General features: G+C 65.0%; 14 protein-coding genes. 6 read left to right on the top strand and 8 right to left on the bottom strand.

Annotation, left to right across the window (positions count from 1 at the left end; translation table 11 throughout):
• The first annotated feature begins 64 nt into the window (after positions 1–64).
• Entirely contained in the window at positions 65–970 is a 906-nt protein-coding gene (locus AC1DQQ_RS15135) for a dihydrodipicolinate synthase family protein (protein ID WP_478029737.1), read from the top strand.
• 202 nt (positions 971–1,172) lie between these two features.
• Here AC1DQQ_RS15135 and AC1DQQ_RS15130 read toward each other — a convergent pair whose 3' ends face one another.
• Positions 1,173–2,000 carry an IclR family transcriptional regulator gene (locus AC1DQQ_RS15130; protein ID WP_478029736.1) on the bottom strand — a complete coding sequence of 276 codons (828 nt, stop codon included), beginning with the start codon at positions 1,998–2,000 and terminating at the stop codon, positions 1,173–1,175.
• A 131-nt stretch (positions 2,001–2,131) separates the two neighbouring features.
• Between AC1DQQ_RS15130 and AC1DQQ_RS15125 the strand changes: the two genes are divergently transcribed.
• The gene (locus tag AC1DQQ_RS15125) at positions 2,132–3,325 is read left to right on the top strand and encodes a mandelate racemase/muconate lactonizing enzyme family protein (protein WP_478042256.1); all 1,194 of its coding nucleotides are present in this window, start codon (positions 2,132–2,134) and stop codon (positions 3,323–3,325) included.
• Positions 3,326–3,364: 39 nt separating this feature from the next.
• Here AC1DQQ_RS15125 and AC1DQQ_RS15120 read toward each other — a convergent pair whose 3' ends face one another.
• From AC1DQQ_RS15120 to AC1DQQ_RS15110, 3 genes are all read right to left on the bottom strand, one after another.
• Positions 3,365–4,735 (bottom strand): sugar transferase, encoded by a 1,371-nt coding sequence (locus AC1DQQ_RS15120; RefSeq protein ID WP_478029734.1) that lies wholly within the window; start codon positions 4,733–4,735, stop codon positions 3,365–3,367.
• Positions 4,736–4,924: 189 nt separating this feature from the next.
• The gene (locus AC1DQQ_RS15115) at positions 4,925–5,101 is read right to left on the bottom strand and encodes a hypothetical protein (protein ID WP_478029733.1); all 177 of its coding nucleotides are present in this window, start codon (positions 5,099–5,101) and stop codon (positions 4,925–4,927) included.
• 89 nt (positions 5,102–5,190) lie between these two features.
• A complete protein-coding gene (locus tag AC1DQQ_RS15110; RefSeq protein WP_478029732.1) occupies positions 5,191–5,409 on the bottom strand; it encodes a hypothetical protein in 219 nt (72 codons plus the stop codon).
• A 95-nt stretch (positions 5,410–5,504) separates the two neighbouring features.
• Between AC1DQQ_RS15110 and AC1DQQ_RS15105 the strand changes: the two genes are divergently transcribed.
• The 4 genes from AC1DQQ_RS15105 to AC1DQQ_RS15090 all read left to right on the top strand — a co-directional run bounded on the left by AC1DQQ_RS15105 (position 5,505) and on the right by AC1DQQ_RS15090 (position 11,031).
• Entirely contained in the window at positions 5,505–6,431 is a 927-nt protein-coding gene (locus tag AC1DQQ_RS15105) for a hypothetical protein (RefSeq protein ID WP_478042257.1), read from the top strand.
• A 167-nt stretch (positions 6,432–6,598) separates the two neighbouring features.
• Positions 6,599–7,456 carry a UTP--glucose-1-phosphate uridylyltransferase GalU gene (galU, locus tag AC1DQQ_RS15100; RefSeq protein WP_478029730.1) on the top strand — a complete coding sequence of 286 codons (858 nt, stop codon included), beginning with the start codon at positions 6,599–6,601 and terminating at the stop codon, positions 7,454–7,456.
• Between the two features lie 5 nt (positions 7,457–7,461).
• Positions 7,462–9,660: a GumC family protein gene (locus AC1DQQ_RS15095; protein ID WP_478045642.1), complete on the top strand. Its 2,199-nt coding sequence runs from the start codon at positions 7,462–7,464 to the stop codon at positions 9,658–9,660.
• A 12-nt stretch (positions 9,661–9,672) separates the two neighbouring features.
• Positions 9,673–11,031 (top strand): hypothetical protein, encoded by a 1,359-nt coding sequence (locus AC1DQQ_RS15090; RefSeq protein ID WP_478029728.1) that lies wholly within the window; start codon positions 9,673–9,675, stop codon positions 11,029–11,031.
• On the opposite strand, the gene AC1DQQ_RS15085 is transcribed toward AC1DQQ_RS15090, so the two are convergent.
• The 4 genes from AC1DQQ_RS15085 to AC1DQQ_RS15070 are packed head-to-tail and all read right to left on the bottom strand — an operon-like array spanning position 10,988 to position 14,879.
• Positions 10,988–11,695, bottom strand: coding sequence for a TylF/MycF/NovP-related O-methyltransferase (locus AC1DQQ_RS15085; RefSeq protein WP_478029727.1), 708 nt, complete (start codon positions 11,693–11,695; stop codon positions 10,988–10,990). The two genes, AC1DQQ_RS15090 and AC1DQQ_RS15085, sit on opposite strands and share 44 nt — an antisense overlap.
• Positions 11,682–12,695, bottom strand: coding sequence for a polysaccharide pyruvyl transferase family protein (locus tag AC1DQQ_RS15080; RefSeq protein WP_478045641.1), 1,014 nt, complete (start codon positions 12,693–12,695; stop codon positions 11,682–11,684). Before AC1DQQ_RS15080 ends, AC1DQQ_RS15085 begins: the two co-directional genes overlap by 14 nt.
• Positions 12,692–14,173 carry an oligosaccharide flippase family protein gene (locus AC1DQQ_RS15075; RefSeq protein WP_478029725.1) on the bottom strand — a complete coding sequence of 494 codons (1,482 nt, stop codon included), beginning with the start codon at positions 14,171–14,173 and terminating at the stop codon, positions 12,692–12,694. The genes AC1DQQ_RS15080 and AC1DQQ_RS15075 overlap by 4 nt, the downstream gene beginning before the upstream one ends.
• Complete coding sequence (locus AC1DQQ_RS15070) at positions 14,163–14,879, bottom strand: glycosyltransferase family 25 protein (RefSeq protein ID WP_478029724.1); 717 nt, start codon at positions 14,877–14,879, stop codon at positions 14,163–14,165. Before AC1DQQ_RS15070 ends, AC1DQQ_RS15075 begins: the two co-directional genes overlap by 11 nt.
• Positions 14,880–14,886 lie beyond the last annotated feature (7 nt).

The following is a 14,886-nucleotide window of genomic DNA, read 5'->3' as shown; positions in this document are numbered from 1 at the left end:
CCTTCTTGGTTCGCTCGGGTGAAGCAGTTCGACCACCTCCCCCGTCTCTTGCGATAGGATTTCAATGAGCCAGTCTTCCTTCGGCGGCGTCTTTCCGGTGCTGCCGACCGTCTTTACCGACCGCGGCGATATCGACCCCGACGGCATGCGATCGGTCGTCGAGTATGTCGTTGCGTCGGGCGCCGATGGTCTCGTCTTTCCCGGTCTTGCCAGCGAATATGACCTGCTGACGCTCGACGAACGCGGAGAACTCATCGGTCTGATCGGCGGCGCGGTCGCCGGTCGCGTGCGGTTCGTGGTCGGCGCCAGCAGCGATGAGGTCGGCGATAGCGCAGGGCTGGCTACGGCCGGGGCGGCGGCGGGCGCCAGCGCCGCGATGGTGATGACGCCTCGCGCGCTGGGCCCCGATGTCGACGCGCTTTCCCGTTTCTATCGCGATCTGGGCGCGCAGGCCGGCTTGCCGATCATGCTGCAAAATGCGCCTGCGCCGATGGGCCTGGGGCTCGCCGCCGATGCGGTCGCGCGCATCGTCGCGGCGTCCGACGCGATCCGCTGGGTCAAGGAGGAGAATATGCCGTGCGGGCAGCGCATCTCTGCGTTGCTGGCCAGCGGCGTCCCGCATCTCGAGGGCGTTTTCGGGGGCGCCGGCGGGCGGTACATCACTGATGAGCTAGCGCGCGGCGCGATCGGCAGCATGCCCGCCGCCGAGACGCCCGAGGTGCATGTCGCGTTGATGCGCGCTCATCTCGCCGGCGACCGCGCCGAAGTCTGGCGGTTGTACGAGGCGTTGCTGCCGATCCTGATGATCCAGGCGGTCTATCGCTGGCGTCTCACGAAGGAAGTGTTGCGGCGGCGTGGCGTGATCACCTCGGCCTATACACGCGCCGCCGGTCCCGAGTTCGACGAAACCGACCAGCGCGAGCTTGGGACGGTCCTCGACCGTCTGCAGCATGCCAGTGCCGCGCGCTGAGCCTTAGGTTGAGGCCAAAAATAACCCGTTGTTCTTAAAGGGATTAATTTCCCAAACTCGTCATCCCAGCGAAAGCTGGGATCTCAAGCGGCATCGCGTCACCGCCAGAGACCCCAGCGTACGCTGGGGTGACGGGAGGTGCGCTGGGGTGACAGGAGGATTCCGCGGGAATGACGCCAGGAATCTGAGGCCCCAACCTAGCCTAAACGGCGAGGCGATAGTCGAGCGCCGGATCCGCTGGCGCGATTTCGTCGCCGCGTTCCAAGCCCCTCGCCTGGATTTCCGCAGCGGCGACGCGCAGCGCTTCGAGCATAGTCGGCATCGCCGCCTCGGGAATCCATCCCGACAGGCCGATCGCCGCATAGGCTGTCTCGCCCACGGTGATCGCCACCGTATGCTGCTCGCGCTCGTCCTTGACGCGCAAGCGGGCATAGCCTTTGCGGCGGATGTCGCTCAGCGCCAGCAGCAGGGCATCGATATCGGCGTAACCGGGTATGTCTCCCTTGGCGTAGATCTCATGGATCTCGTCATCTTCCAGCGTCGCGAGCAGCGCCATGCCGATGCCGCCGCGCGTCGCGGGGTAAAGCCCGATACGGCCCAGCGCATCGGTCGCCGGCATGTTGGGCGGCGCGTGGAACAGATAGCTGACATTGTCGCGCCAGCGAACGCCCATCGCGACGGTATGGCCGAAGTGACGCAGTTCCTCGAGCGCCGGCAATGCACGCCGCAGCAGTCCCGAGGCGAACAGGCTCTGGGCCGCCAGCACGGTCATACCGGCGCCGGCCCGATATTTGCGATCGGGCGTCTGGCGAGCGATGCCGAGATAGGTCAGCGTCTTGAGTAGCCGGTTGACCCGCGTCGTCTCCAGCCCGACGCGGCGCGCGACCTCGCGGCAGCCCACCGGCTCCGTCGAGATGGCCAAGGCCTGGAGCACGGTAATGCCGTCGATCAGGCTCTGGTTGGGCTGCGCCCCGGCCTTGTCGCTGCGTATCCGGGTTCCACGGCCGGCCGGTGATTGCGTTGCTACCATCGCCGTCGACGCTACCGCAGCGCCGGCGGCACGTCTACACTTCCGGCTCGATTTAGGACTGGCGGCGCCTTATATTGTTGCTAATAGAGATATACGAATAGCGAATTGAATCCGCGCTGGAGAGGTATTCGATGGTTGATGACGCGATCAAGGCGATCGACATATTCTCGGTCCGCATTCCGCAGGATGACAGCTATCTTGGCGGGCTGGGGCCAGGCGAAACGGTCAACGAGCGCGGATACGTGGTCCGCCGCGGCAACCGCACCATCTACCCGCAAACCATGCGATCGGCGGTCATTCGCGTGACGCTCGAGTCCGGTGCCGAAGGCTGGGGCGAAACCTATGGCCTGGTGGCGCCCAATGCGATTCACGCCTTTGTCGAGGATCTGATCGCGCCGATCATTGCCGGCCGTTCGCCGTTCGACGTGCAGGCGATCTGGGACGACCTTTACGACCTGATGCGCGTGCGCGGCTATACCGGCGGCTTCTGGCTCGATGCGATGGCCGGGGTCGACATCGCCTTGTGGGACCTGATGGGCAAGCTCACCGGCCTGTCGCTGCCGCAACTGCTCGGCGGCCGGCATCGCGACCGTATCCCGGCCTATGTTTCCGGCCTGCCGAGGCCGACGATCGCGGCAAAGGTCGATCTGGCCAAGAGCTTCGTCGACCGCGGCTACCGCGCGGTCAAGATCGCCGCGGTGGTGAGCTATGAGGGTGTCGAGCGGGAAATCGCGGCTTTGCGCGAGGGCCTGGGTCCGGACATCGGGATCATGCTCGATTGCCATTGGATCTATTCGCCCGCCGAGGCGATCGCACTGATCGACAAGCTCGCGCGCTACGACCTCACCTTCATCGAAGCGCCGTGCAAGACCGAGGACGTTCAGGGCCTGGCGGAAATCGCGCGCCACTCGGTCATCCCGGTCGCCGCCGGCGAGGAATGGCGGACGGTGTTCGACGCGCGCAGCAGGCTGGAGGCGCGTGCGGTGTCGATCGTCCAGCCGGAAATGGGCCATACCGGCATCACCCAGTTCATGCGCATCGCGCACCTCGCCCAGGCGCATCACGCCCAGATCATCCCGCATGCGACCATCGGCGCCGGGATTTTCGCCGCGGCGAGCCTGTTGGCGTCGTCGACCATCCTCAACCTGCGCTGGCACGAATATCAGCACTCGATCTTCCATCACTCGGCGTCGCTGATGGATGGCCGGCTCGAATGCTCGGACGGCCATTTCGCTCTTCCGGACGGGCCAGGGCTTGGCGTCACGCCCAATGCGCGTTTCTGGGAGAACGCGACGCGGCTGGGTGGCGTAGATGCGCTGGTGTGATGCTGAAGGGACCGGAGCCGGCTTAGCCTGACGGCCCCTTCAATACGCGTTGCGATGTACCATCACCACCACCGTCGACGCCAAAATGCGCAGGTCGCGCGAGATCGACCATTGATCGAGATATTCGAGATCGGCGGCGAGTCTGCGTTCGAGATCCTCGCGTTTTTCGGTTGCGCCACGGTGCCCGCGAACCTGTGCCAGACCGGTTATGCCGGGTTTCAGGGCGTGGCGGACCCAATATTGGTGGCTGATCTCCCAGAATAACTGGTCGCCGGCCAGCGACCCAAGCGCATGGGGCCGTGGACCGACCAAGCTCATATCGCCTTCCAGCACATTGAACAGCTGCGGAAGCTCGTCGAGGCTGGTGCGTCGCAAAAAGCGTCCGACCCGGGTGATCCTGTCGTCCGTGCGGCTGGCCGAGCGCTTGCCGGCAGCGTCGCTTTCCTCATGCCGCATCGTGCGGAATTTCGTGATCTTGAACAGTTGATTGCGCCGGCCGACGCGGTCCTGCCGGAAGAAGACCGGTCCGGGGCTGTCGAGCTTGATCATCAGCGCGATGATTGCGAGCAGCGGCGACAGCGCGATGATGGTGGGCACCGTCAAGGCGAGATCGAGCAAGCGTTTCGCCGCGCGGTTGCTCATGCTCAAGGGCCCGCGCGACACGACGTGGGTAGCTTGCCCCTGCGCGCGCCCGATCCCGATCACATCGCCATAGTTGCGATCGTGAACGAGCAGTTCGCCGTCGATATTCGCTCCGCGCAACAACGTGGTCCATGCATGCCGGCGGTCGTCGTCGCACGAGACGATCACGCGATCGAACCCCGCGAGCACGTCGCCGATGCGGTGGAGCATTACCGGGTCGCTGAGGTCGGGCAAAAGGCCCATCGCGCGCGCGTTGATGCGGTGGGCCCAGGCCAGGCCTGGGGCTTCGACGCCATCGACGATCAGCAGTTCGTTGTACAGCGACCCCTCTAGACGCCGCAAACCGTGCTCCACGAAGAGCAGCCGGCCGCCGACGAGGAACAGCAAGGCGAGTGGCGACCCGATCGCGAAATCGACGCGCGAGATCTGCTGGCTGGCATGGGCGATATAGGTAAGGAACACGACCGCGACCAAGGCATAGACCAGCGCGGTCGCCGATCGCTTGAGGCTCAGCTTGGGATTGGTGAATACCGTCGCGTTATAGACTTCGGCGGCAAGCGCGATGCCGAGATAGCCGGTCAACACCATCAGCGATAATTGCCAACCGTCGAACGTGCGAGGCCCGGCGTGCAATGCGTGGGCCGTGACGAACGCGGCGATGATCGCCAGGCAATCCACCGCGAGGAGTTCGGTATAAAGGCGAAGGCGCTGCAGACGCTTTGAGCGTACGCGCGGCGCCACGAATTCCCCAAGCGTAGAAACATTCATTCCCGAGTTCCCCTTTGACTCATGCGCAACGCGCCGATCCGGGTCTTTCGGTATAAATCAATTATCTAAAGCCGAGTGGCAATGGAGGTGCGGGTCAAATTGGCCGAAGGCAAGACCACCCGGTCTGTGAAAAGGACGACCGGTTTTTCATTATGCCGCGGTGCAGCGTAACCGCGGAATTCGGATGCTTCAGCGAATCACTAGATAGGCGATTCCGGCCACCGCTACAGCCAGCGCCAGATAGCCGGCGACGCGGGACACGCGGCTGACCGTGAGCTCGATCCAGTCGCGCTCTACCGGGGCCGATTCGGGATTGGCCTGGATCTCGACCCGATCCAGCGCAGCGCCGAGCGCTTGTTGAGACATATCGTCCATCCTCTCCCCGCCCACCGCTTATGCCGCTGAGGCGAGTTGTGCCATAGCCGGGTTAAGCTGATGAGTGAAGACCAAAATAATTAATCGAGCTTCATCAGCCGCTTGAAATCCGGGACAAGCCGGCGGCGAGACGATTCACGGGGCGCCAGCCACGCGGACAGAACCGCTGCCGCCAGGTCGTTAGGGTCTTCGGGCCGCGCGTCACGCGCGATCAGGTGGGATGGGCGCATCGCGCGGAACTCCTTGTGTGGTCGCGGCGTTGATGCGTCGGGCGGAGCTTCGATGTCGTTAAACGACATGCTTTGCCGCGCGTTAAGCATCGGTTCGGCGGGCGTGCGTCCCGAACTATCGCAGGCCGCTGGCCGATGACGCCGGCGCCTCGATAAATACAGGCATGCTGTTCGAAGCTACCGGCCGAACCCAGATCGACGCTCGCGGCGAGCCGGTTTATCATGCCAAGGACCGTGCGGCCTATCGCCATGTCAGCGCGCATGACGTGGGGAACGGCCTGGTCGTGCTCGATCGTCCGACAAGCGGCGTGGTGATGGACGATGTGCGAGTCGATGGCGGGTATCGCGTCATCGAGAATACCGGGATCGATCGCGCCGCAGCAGGCGTCGTCGGCTTGCGGGTGTCCAACGTCACCGCGACCAACCTGCGTCGCGGCTTTGCCCGGATCCGATATGATAGCCGAGATGGAATCTTCTCCGACGTCACTGCCAGCGGCGTGCTGACGACCGGCGCGCACGACCTCCCATGCGGGATCGCGATCGCCGATGACGCATCCGACTTTCGCTTCGAGCGATGCACGATGCGCGGCTTTCAATGGAAGCGGAACGACCGCCAATATTGGAATGGCGACGGATTTTCGGCCGAACGCGGCAACCGGCGGCTGGTGTTCCGCTCGTGCGCGGCCTGGGACAATAGCGACGGCGGCTTCGATCTGAAGGCCAGCGATTCGATGCTCGACGACTGCATTTCGGGCCGCAACGCGCGCAACTACCGTTTGTGGTCGAGCATCAATGCAAGCCGCCTGACCAGCATCGAACCGAACAAGGTGGGCGGCATCGGCGATACGGTGCATTTCGCCCTGATGGGCGCCAAGGCGCCGGGAGGCGCGCCGATCGTCATCCGGATCGCCCATCTGGTGGTGAAGTCTGCTCATGGATGGCCGATCTTCGACGTGCATGACGGGCCGGTACGGATCATCATCGATTCGCACGACATTCAGGTTCCCGCGGGCACCCAATTAATCCGACCCCGGGGCAAAGGCAGCGTACCGGGAGGAATCCAATGGGGCGGCACGCCGCCAAAGCTGTGACCCGAGTTGAGCAGTTGCAGCATTAGGCGCGATGTAGGCACGGCTCAACGTTGCGCTCTTGTTGCGATGCAGCAGAAAGGCACAGGTACGCCAGCCCGTCTTAAGCCGACCGTTGGAGTCTTGGCGTGCCGGGCACCTGTCGACAACGCTCTACAAAAGGGATCGATATGGACAAGGTGCGCAAAGCGGTGTTTCCGATCGGCGGACTGGGGACGCGTTTCCTTCCCGCCACCAAGGCGATGCCGAAGGAAATGCTGCCGATCGTCGACCGCCCACTGATCCAATATGCCATCGACGAAGCGCGCGAGGCGGGGATCGAGCAGTTCATCTTCGTGACGAGCCGCGGCAAGTCGCTGATCGAGGATCATTTCGATCATTCCTTCGAACTCGAAGAGACGATGGAGCGGCGCGGCAAGTCGCTCGACGCGCTGGTCGACACGCGGTTTGCGCCGGGCGACATCGCCATCGTCCGTCAGCAGGAACCGCTTGGTCTCGGCCACGCCGTATGGTGCGCGCGCCGTCTGGTCGGGGACGAACCTTTTGCCGTGCTGCTCCCGGACGATCTGATGATCGGCCAGCCCGGCTGCCTGAAACAGATGATCGAAGCCTATGCGCAGGTCGGCGGCAACCTGCTCTGCGCCGAAGAGGTACCGCATGACCGGACGAACAAATACGGCATCATCACGCCTGGCGCCGCCGATGGCACGCTGACCGAGGTTCGCGGCCTGGTGGAAAAGCCCGCGCCCGACGAGGCGCCATCGAATCTGGCGGTCATCGGCCGCTATATCCTGCAACCGGCGATCATGGACATCCTGGCGCAGCAGGAAGAGGGCGCCGGCGGGGAAATCCAGCTTACCGACGCGATGACGCACCTTATCGGCCGCCAGCCGTTCCACGGCGTTACCTTCGCAGGCACGCGCTACGATTGCGGCGACAAGCACGGCTTCGTGAGCGCCACGATCGCGGTCGCGCTGTCACGGCCGGACATGGCGTCGGCAGTTCGCGACTGTCTGGCGAGGGCGTGAACCATATGGACGCCGCAACCCGGCCCCGCCTTCATCCGCGGCCGCTCGGCCCGGAATCGGACGTCGACGAATCGACATTGATCGATCTGCGGCGAATCGGCCGCATCCTCCGCCGGCGCGCGCTGCTGATCGCGATCATCCTGGTCTGCGCCATGCTGATCGCGGCCATCGCCTACATGCTCGTGCAGCGACGCTATGTCGCAACCGCGCAGGTGGCGCTCGAGCGAACCGCCGAAAAGGTCATCGCCGAGGACCAGGTGACGCCTACCGTCGATCCCGATTCGGCGGCAGTCGATACCGAAGTCCAGGCGCTGCAATCGCCCGCGCTGATCGGCCAGGTGGTCGACACGCTGCGGCTCGATCGCAATCCCGATTTCAACGGCCACATGGTGCTTCCCGCTGCGGCGAACGCAAAGCCCGACCCGCTGGCCCGCGCCCGCGCGATCGGCAACATGTTCGGCAATTTGACGATCAAGCGCGATGGCTTGTCCTACGCGATCAGCATCTCGTTTGAAGCAACATCGCCGGTGGTCGCCGCGCAGGTCGTGAACACGCTTGCCCAGACCTATGTCTCGGGTCAGGTCAATACCAAGTCCGGCGCGACCAAGCGCGCCAGCCAGTTCCTCGAAGGGCGGTTGCAGGAAATGCGCGGCCAGGTGCTGACGGCGGAGAAGGCGGTCGCCGATTTCCGTGCGGCGAACAGTCTTTTCGCGGTGTCGAACCAGAGTGCGACAAGCCAGTCGACAAGCCAGGAAGCCTTGTCCAATCTTTCCACCCAGCTCGCGCAGGCGCAGGCTGAAAGTGCCGCCGCGCAAGCGCGTCTGTCCACTGCGCGCGCGCAACTCGCGCGCGGAAAGAGCGGCGACGAACTCGGCGAGTCGCTGGATTCGCCCGTCATCAGCGCGCTTCGCGGGCAGCGCGCCGAGATCGGCCGCGACGTTGCCAGCCTCGAAAAGCGATATGGCCCGCTTCATCCCGATCTCCAGCGGGCGCAGCGGGCGATGGCGAATACCGATGCGCAGATCGCCGCCGAGGTCAGCCGCATCGTCGCCAATACCTCGATCCAGGCCAATATCGCCAGCCAGCGTGCCGCTTCGCTCCAGGGATCGATCAACCGCGCCGAAGGTAAATTGGCAGCGGATAACAATGCCACGGTGAGGTTGAACGAACTGGAGCGCAACGCCGATTCGGCGCGCACGCTCTACCGGTCGTTCCTCGACCGCTATCGCCAGACAATCGCGCAGGCAGGTCTGGAACAGAGCGACAGTTATATCGTCGCCGCGGCGCGCGTCCCGGCGTCGCCGAGCGCGCCCAATTTGCTGATCTTCGGCGCGGCGGGATTGGTCGGCGGGATCGGCATCGCGACATTGGTCGTGCTGCTGCTCCAGCTGCTCGAACGTGGCGTCGAGACGAGCGAGGCGATCGAGCGGAAGCTCGGGTTACCGGCGCTGGCGTCGATCCCAGACGCGGCGACGCTGCCGGAATATAAAAAGAAGGGACTTCCCGCGCCGCCGATGGAACTCGTCGTGCAACGGCCGCAATCGTTGTTGGCGGAGGCTTTTCGCTCGCTCAGAACATCGATCTCGTTCGCGCTTCCCCATCAGAAGCACCGCATCATCGCGATTGCCTCTTCGGTACCCGGCGAAGGCAAGACGACGACCGCGATCTGCCTGGCGCGATCGGCCGCCGCTGCTGGCGTGAAGACCTTGCTGGTCGATTGCGACCCGCGCCGCCGCGCGACGAGCCGGCAGTTCGGCGGCAATGTGAAGGTTGGACTCAACGAGCTGCTAAGGGGAAGCGCGTCGCTCGATCAGGTCCTGGTCCAGGATCAGGCGACCGGCGCCTGGCTGCTGCCGCAGCGGGTCGATGCGGACGATCTGACCCTGACCGAAGGCGGGCGCTTCGCAGCACTGCTGACGCAATTGCGCGAACGTTTCGATCTGATCCTGCTCGACACGGCGCCATTGCTGGCGATCGACGAGGCGCGCGTCGTCGCCAGCATGGCCGACGGCGTCGTGTTCTTGCTGCGTTGGCGTAAAACGGCCGCGAAGGCCGCGGAAATCGCTCTCGACCGGCTCGCCGATGTCGACGCGAACGTGATCGGCGTCGCGCTGACTCAGGTCAATGTGGTCGAGCAGGCACGCGCCGGGTTCGGCGATGCCGGCTATTACTACAAGGACGTTGAAAGCTACCACACAGCCTGAACGAGCAGCGACGTGAACGAAGCCTCCAGTTTCGGCCCGTCCTTCGGGCTGCAGATCCTCGTTCCCGTCACGATGCTCCTGCTCGTGCCGCTCGCCATCGCCTATGTGCGATCGGGCAGCACCGCGGCGCGTTTCGTGCTGGTCGCGCTGTGGCTGCGCTATATCGCCGGTGCGTATCATCTCTGGATGTTTCGCCCCATCGCCGCGGGCCTTTCCGGCAATGCGGTCGTGTCGATCGCGACCACCGGCATCGGGCTGCTGTTCGTGGTCCGCTTCGCCAATCTAGCGATTCGCTGGCTCTTGCCGGTTTATCTGATGATGGCGCTCGTGCTGGTCAGCGCTGTTCTCAATCATGACCCGAGCGGCGCGATCAACGCCGTCGTCAAATATCTCTATTTCGCCGTCATCGCGCTGGCGGTGCTCCAGGCGCACCGGCGCGATCCCGAGGGGCATTTCATCGGCTGGCTGATGGTCGCTTTCCTGCCGCTGACCGTGTTCCAGTTTCTGTCGGTCGTGCTCCATTTGCCCAAGGGGTCCGAACTCGACGGCGGCCTGGTATGGATCGGCGGCTACAACCATGAGGCGGCCTTTTCGGTCGCGCTGGTGGCGGGGTTTGTCGTCGGGTGCTTCGCCCGCTCCGCGCATCCCCTTCCCCGGGTGATTTTCCTGCTGGCGATGCTCGTCGGCATCCAGCTCGCGGGGTATCGCACCGCTATCTTCGCGATGGGGCCGCTCGCGGTGGCGACATTGTGGATCGGCATCACCACCAGCGTCCGACGCGACCAGCGTCCCTTCATGGCGGGAGTCGGCGCCGCGCTCGCCGTGCTCCTGGTCGCGGTCGCGGTCGTCTTCTACGCCGACAAGTTCGCGGACATCGCGACTATCGCTGCCAATCCTGGCGCGCTGATCAAGCCCCCGAGAGAGTTTACCTGGGCCGACAAGCAGGTGTTGTCGGCACGCGCCTATATCTGGAGCAGCTATATCTATGCCTGGAAGGAAGGCGGCCCGGTCCAGCATCTGTTCGGGTTCGGGCCGGAGAGCTGGGAAGGATTGTTCAAGGTCTATCCGCACAACACCCTGGTCGGAACGGTGTACGAACTCGGCCTGGTCGGCGTTCTGGGCATGCTGTCGCTGTGGCTGACGATGCTGTGGGTGGCGATAAATGCGAAGGGCGAGCGCCTGATGCTGATCGCGGCGCACGCGTCGTTCCTGCTGCTCAACATGGCGACGATGCCGTTCTGGCAGGTCGAGGGACTCGGTCTCTACGGCTTCCTGTGCGGCTATACGATGTACCGGGCGCGCGCCCTCGCCTCACCGCGGCGAGAGGCTATCGCCGTTCGATCAGCGGATTGGCGCCCGGCACCATCCTGAAGCCGGGATTCTGCTCGAGAAAGGTGTCCACGGCGGTGCGGCAGCCGGGATAATCGTGGTAATCGTCGATCACGATCACGCCATGCTCCGACAATTTCGGCGCGACGGCGTTGAGGCAATAGAGCACCGGATCGTGCCAATCGCAGTCGATATGCGCGAAGGCGACGCGCTCGACGTCGAGCGTTGGCCAGGTTTCTTCGAACAGACCCTTTGCCAGCCGGACCTGGCGGCCATCGACCGGCGCATCGACGCTGGCGAGAACCTGGCCGACATGATCGAGCAGATCGTCGCGATAGCCGTAATAGACGTCGCCGCCGATCCCGGTCGCCTCGCCGGCCGCGATCACGGCATAGCGTTCGCGCGATTTGGCGTCGTCATGCTCGGAGGTGGGCGGCGGAATGGTGGCGAAGACGTCCAGGCCGACGAAGTGCGTATCGGCGCGCCGCGCGGCCTGGGCGATCAACGCGGCTGTCCCGCCGAGCGCGACGCCGAATTCGAGATAGTCGCCCGCGACGCGGCGCTGCCCAAGCCGGCGCAACGCCGCCTCGATCCGGACGAGCTTGACCGGGCGCAGATAAGTCAGCCCTTCGCGCCGCATGCGTTTTGCGACGGGGCTGAGGCGGAACAGCATCCAGCGGCGGACGATGCGGTTACGAAGCGACATGGCGCATTTCCTTCCGGGTGGTCGCAGCAAGCGCCAGGTCGATCGCGGACTCGCGCGACGTCGCGCGGGACAGGCCGGCATAATCGGCGGTCCATTGATCGGCGAACCCGGCGACCTTGCCATAGCTATTGTCGAGCAGCACGTGGGGGATATCGAGCAGCAGCGAGAGGATGTGCGCGTGGAGGCGGTCGGTCACGACCGTGTCGCCCTGGGCCAGCATCGCCAACCCGCGTTTGACTCGCCATTCGGCAAGCACGCGCTGGCGTAACAGCCGTCGCGCCTGCGGATCGCGGACCAAGAGCCGGCGGAGCTTCAGCGTCGCTCGAATCCGGTCCCTCGCCCCCTTATCCTCCTCGAGCCAGTCGTCGGCGATCACGCCCGTCGGCAGCTCGGCATCGGCACCGTTGGCGCGTTCATGGTCGGTGCGCAGCAGCGCGAATACCGGCGCCACGGCGGGTGCGGGCCGGGGCAGCCGGCCGAGCATCAGCGCGGCATCCGGACACAGCTCGACTGTGCAATCGAAGCGTGCGCGGGCGAAGGCCAGCGACTTCGCGTCGCGGACGAGCAATGTGAAGCGGCCATGGTCGCGGATCGCCGCGGCCATCTCGTCGGCGCGTTCGGGCGCGTCGTAATGGATCGATTGCGGCATCTGCACGATCGCGCGGTCGCGATGGTGCCGCAGCATCTGCAACCGAAACGCCTCGTGCTTCGGCCAGAGCGTTCCGAAATTGCCGCCGCCATGGATCAGGATCGTGCCGTCGCCGAGCGCAGCCGCCATCGCGCCGTCGTCATGGTCGCCCAGCGCGGAGACATAGACGGGCATCCGGCCGGCGCGCCGCAGATAGGCGATCTCGCCCAGCCAGATCGCCGAATCCCCGACATTGCTGTGATCGGGGAAATCGACCAGCGCGAGCCGGCCGGGGGGCAGGATGCGACTGAGCGTGGACGCAAAGCGTCCGGCGAGGGTAGCGACGACCTGGTCGGCACTGGCAGGGGTCAAATGCGGGCCTTTCTCAAGCGATAAGCACGACCGAGGATCATCGTGCGCCATTCGGGTCCAACCGCGAGAAGGACCGCGGCATAAAGCGCGACGCCGAGCGGCACGAGCATCGCGAGGGTCAAGAATTTGCTGATGCCCGCAACCTCCAGGGCGCGCAGTCCGACGAACAATGCGACTCCCATGACGGTCGAGGCGGCGAGTGGCGCCCGGACTGCCGCGAGCGTCGTTCCGGGTCCGATCCCCGATATGCGATGCAGCAGCCAGACCTGAAGCGGCAGCGTGACATAGGCGCGCGCCACGTAGGAGATTGCTACCGCGAACAGACCGTAAGGCAACGAGGCCAAGGTCAGGACGACGCCGAGCACAAGTTGCGCGGTGGACAGCATGATCAGGCTCCGCCCGGCGCCAAGCGCGGACAGCGACGGCGAGGCGAAGAAATTGAGCGTGAAGGGCAGCGCCATGAAGGCGAAAATCTGTGCCAGGGCGCCGGCATCGGCCCATTTCGCGCCGAACACGAACGGCACCGCGATCGGCGCGAGCGCGCCGAAGCCGACCAGCGCGGGAAAGGAAATCGCGGCGGCCCGCCCGATCATCCAGCGATAGGCGCGGGCGAGTTCGACGGTGTCGTCCTTCACGCGCGCCAGCGTTTGCGTCGCGACCGTGGTGAAGGGCTGGATCGCGCCGCGGGCGATCAGCTCCACGGTACGCCACGCCGTCCGGTAGACGCCGACGGCGGCAAGGCCGATCCCCGCACCGATCGCCATTTCCTGAACGCGGACCGTCGCCAGGAAGATCAGCTGGACATAGATCAGGCTGGCATTGAGCATCAGATTGCCGCGCAGGATCGGCCATTCGAACCGCCATCCCGGGGTCCAGTCATAGGATTGGCGTGACAGGACGACGCCGACCGCTTCGGTCACCAGACGCTGAATCACCAGCGCCCACAAGCCGAGCCCGTAAAAGGCGGCAAGCACGGCGGCCCCGCCGCCAATCACGCCGCCGACCACCGAGCGCAGCGCGGTCGTGCGATGCCCGAATTCGCGCAGGCGCAGCGCCATGTGAGTCACGCCGAACGAAGCGAGGGGGAGGACCAGGCTCTGCACCGCGAGCGGCAGCGCGATGCCGGGCGCGCCCATCAACTCGGCGATCGGGCGCGACAGCAGGATGATGGCCCCGCACGACAGCAAGGAGAAAGCCTGTTGCGAGCGGTAGATCGTGTCGAGGAACGCCGGGGTCAGCTCGCGGCGCCGAGCGACCGTCTGGAGCAGGCCGGCGGTCGATATGATACGGAATGCCTCGGACGTGACCGCGATGACCGCGAACGCACCGACTTCGGCGCGCGACAGCAATCGTGCCAGCATGACGAAAACGATGAACGACAGCACCTGATCGGACAGGAACCGCACCAGCGTCCAGCCGACCGAGCTCTTGCTCCGCTTGCGGAGTTCGGTGTCGAAACGGGCCTGATCAATATCCAAGGAAGCGCCTCGCCTTCATCATCCGCATGCGGGTGCGTTCCAGCTGCCGCCAGGCGCGCTGGCGCAGCGTGTGGAACGCAGGATCGTCCTTGCCGGCAAACCGCGCCGCGCCGATCGCGGACGGCACGGTCGCTTCGAGGATCGGTGCCGGGAACAACGCGAGGTTGCGAACCCCGTGCGCCCAGGATCGATCCATCGCGTCGTCGATCGGCCGGCGAATGACGCGGCATTCGTCGATGAACGCGCGCGCGCCGGCCAGCGTGATGGCATAGCCCTGCGTGCCGTAAGCCGGGCCGATCAACTCGACCACGGTACGCGAGTGCTGAAGGAAATCGGTCGCGACGATCCGCTGAAAGGTCGGCCGCTTTGCATAGAGCCGCAGGTAATCGAAACCGCGGGCGGCAAGGTCAGTCTCGGCGAGGCGCTCGATATAGGCCCAGTCGATGATCGTATCGTCTTCCAGGACGATGGCCTGCGCGACGTCGCGCGCAACCATCTCCTCCCAGATCGAGAAATGGCTGGCGTAACAACCGATCTCGCCGCGGGTCAGCGCACGCCCTTTGTGACGCCGGATCGCCGCCTCGTCGATGGCAAGGCTGTCGGGACGCTGGGTGCAGGCGTCAAAGAACCGCCAGGCCAGCGCGGTGTCGCGTGCGCGATCGGAGAATGCGGCGCGACGCTCGCCGGCGTCGGCCAGCGACACCACGAAGAAC

This window comes from Sphingomonas sp. P4_G3, from assembly GCF_056401105.1.
This window is presented reverse-complemented; position numbering and strand designations above follow the sequence as displayed.

Coding starts and splice junctions, on each gene's coding strand:
- AC1DQQ_RS15135 (WP_478029737.1), top strand. CDS start 65: ATGAGCCAGTCTTCCTTCGGCGGCGTCTTTCCGGTGCTGCCGACCGTC.
- AC1DQQ_RS15130 (WP_478029736.1), bottom strand. CDS start 2,000: ATGGTAGCAACGCAATCACCGGCCGGCCGTGGAACCCGGATACGCAGC.
- AC1DQQ_RS15125 (WP_478042256.1), top strand. CDS start 2,132: ATGGTTGATGACGCGATCAAGGCGATCGACATATTCTCGGTCCGCATT.
- AC1DQQ_RS15120 (WP_478029734.1), bottom strand. CDS start 4,735: ATGAATGTTTCTACGCTTGGGGAATTCGTGGCGCCGCGCGTACGCTCA.
- AC1DQQ_RS15115 (WP_478029733.1), bottom strand. CDS start 5,101: ATGTCTCAACAAGCGCTCGGCGCTGCGCTGGATCGGGTCGAGATCCAG.
- AC1DQQ_RS15110 (WP_478029732.1), bottom strand. CDS start 5,409: ATGTCGTTTAACGACATCGAAGCTCCGCCCGACGCATCAACGCCGCGA.
- AC1DQQ_RS15105 (WP_478042257.1), top strand. CDS start 5,505: ATGCTGTTCGAAGCTACCGGCCGAACCCAGATCGACGCTCGCGGCGAG.
- galU (WP_478029730.1), top strand. CDS start 6,599: ATGGACAAGGTGCGCAAAGCGGTGTTTCCGATCGGCGGACTGGGGACG.
- AC1DQQ_RS15095 (WP_478045642.1), top strand. CDS start 7,462: ATGGACGCCGCAACCCGGCCCCGCCTTCATCCGCGGCCGCTCGGCCCG.
- AC1DQQ_RS15085 (WP_478029727.1), bottom strand. CDS start 11,695: ATGTCGCTTCGTAACCGCATCGTCCGCCGCTGGATGCTGTTCCGCCTC.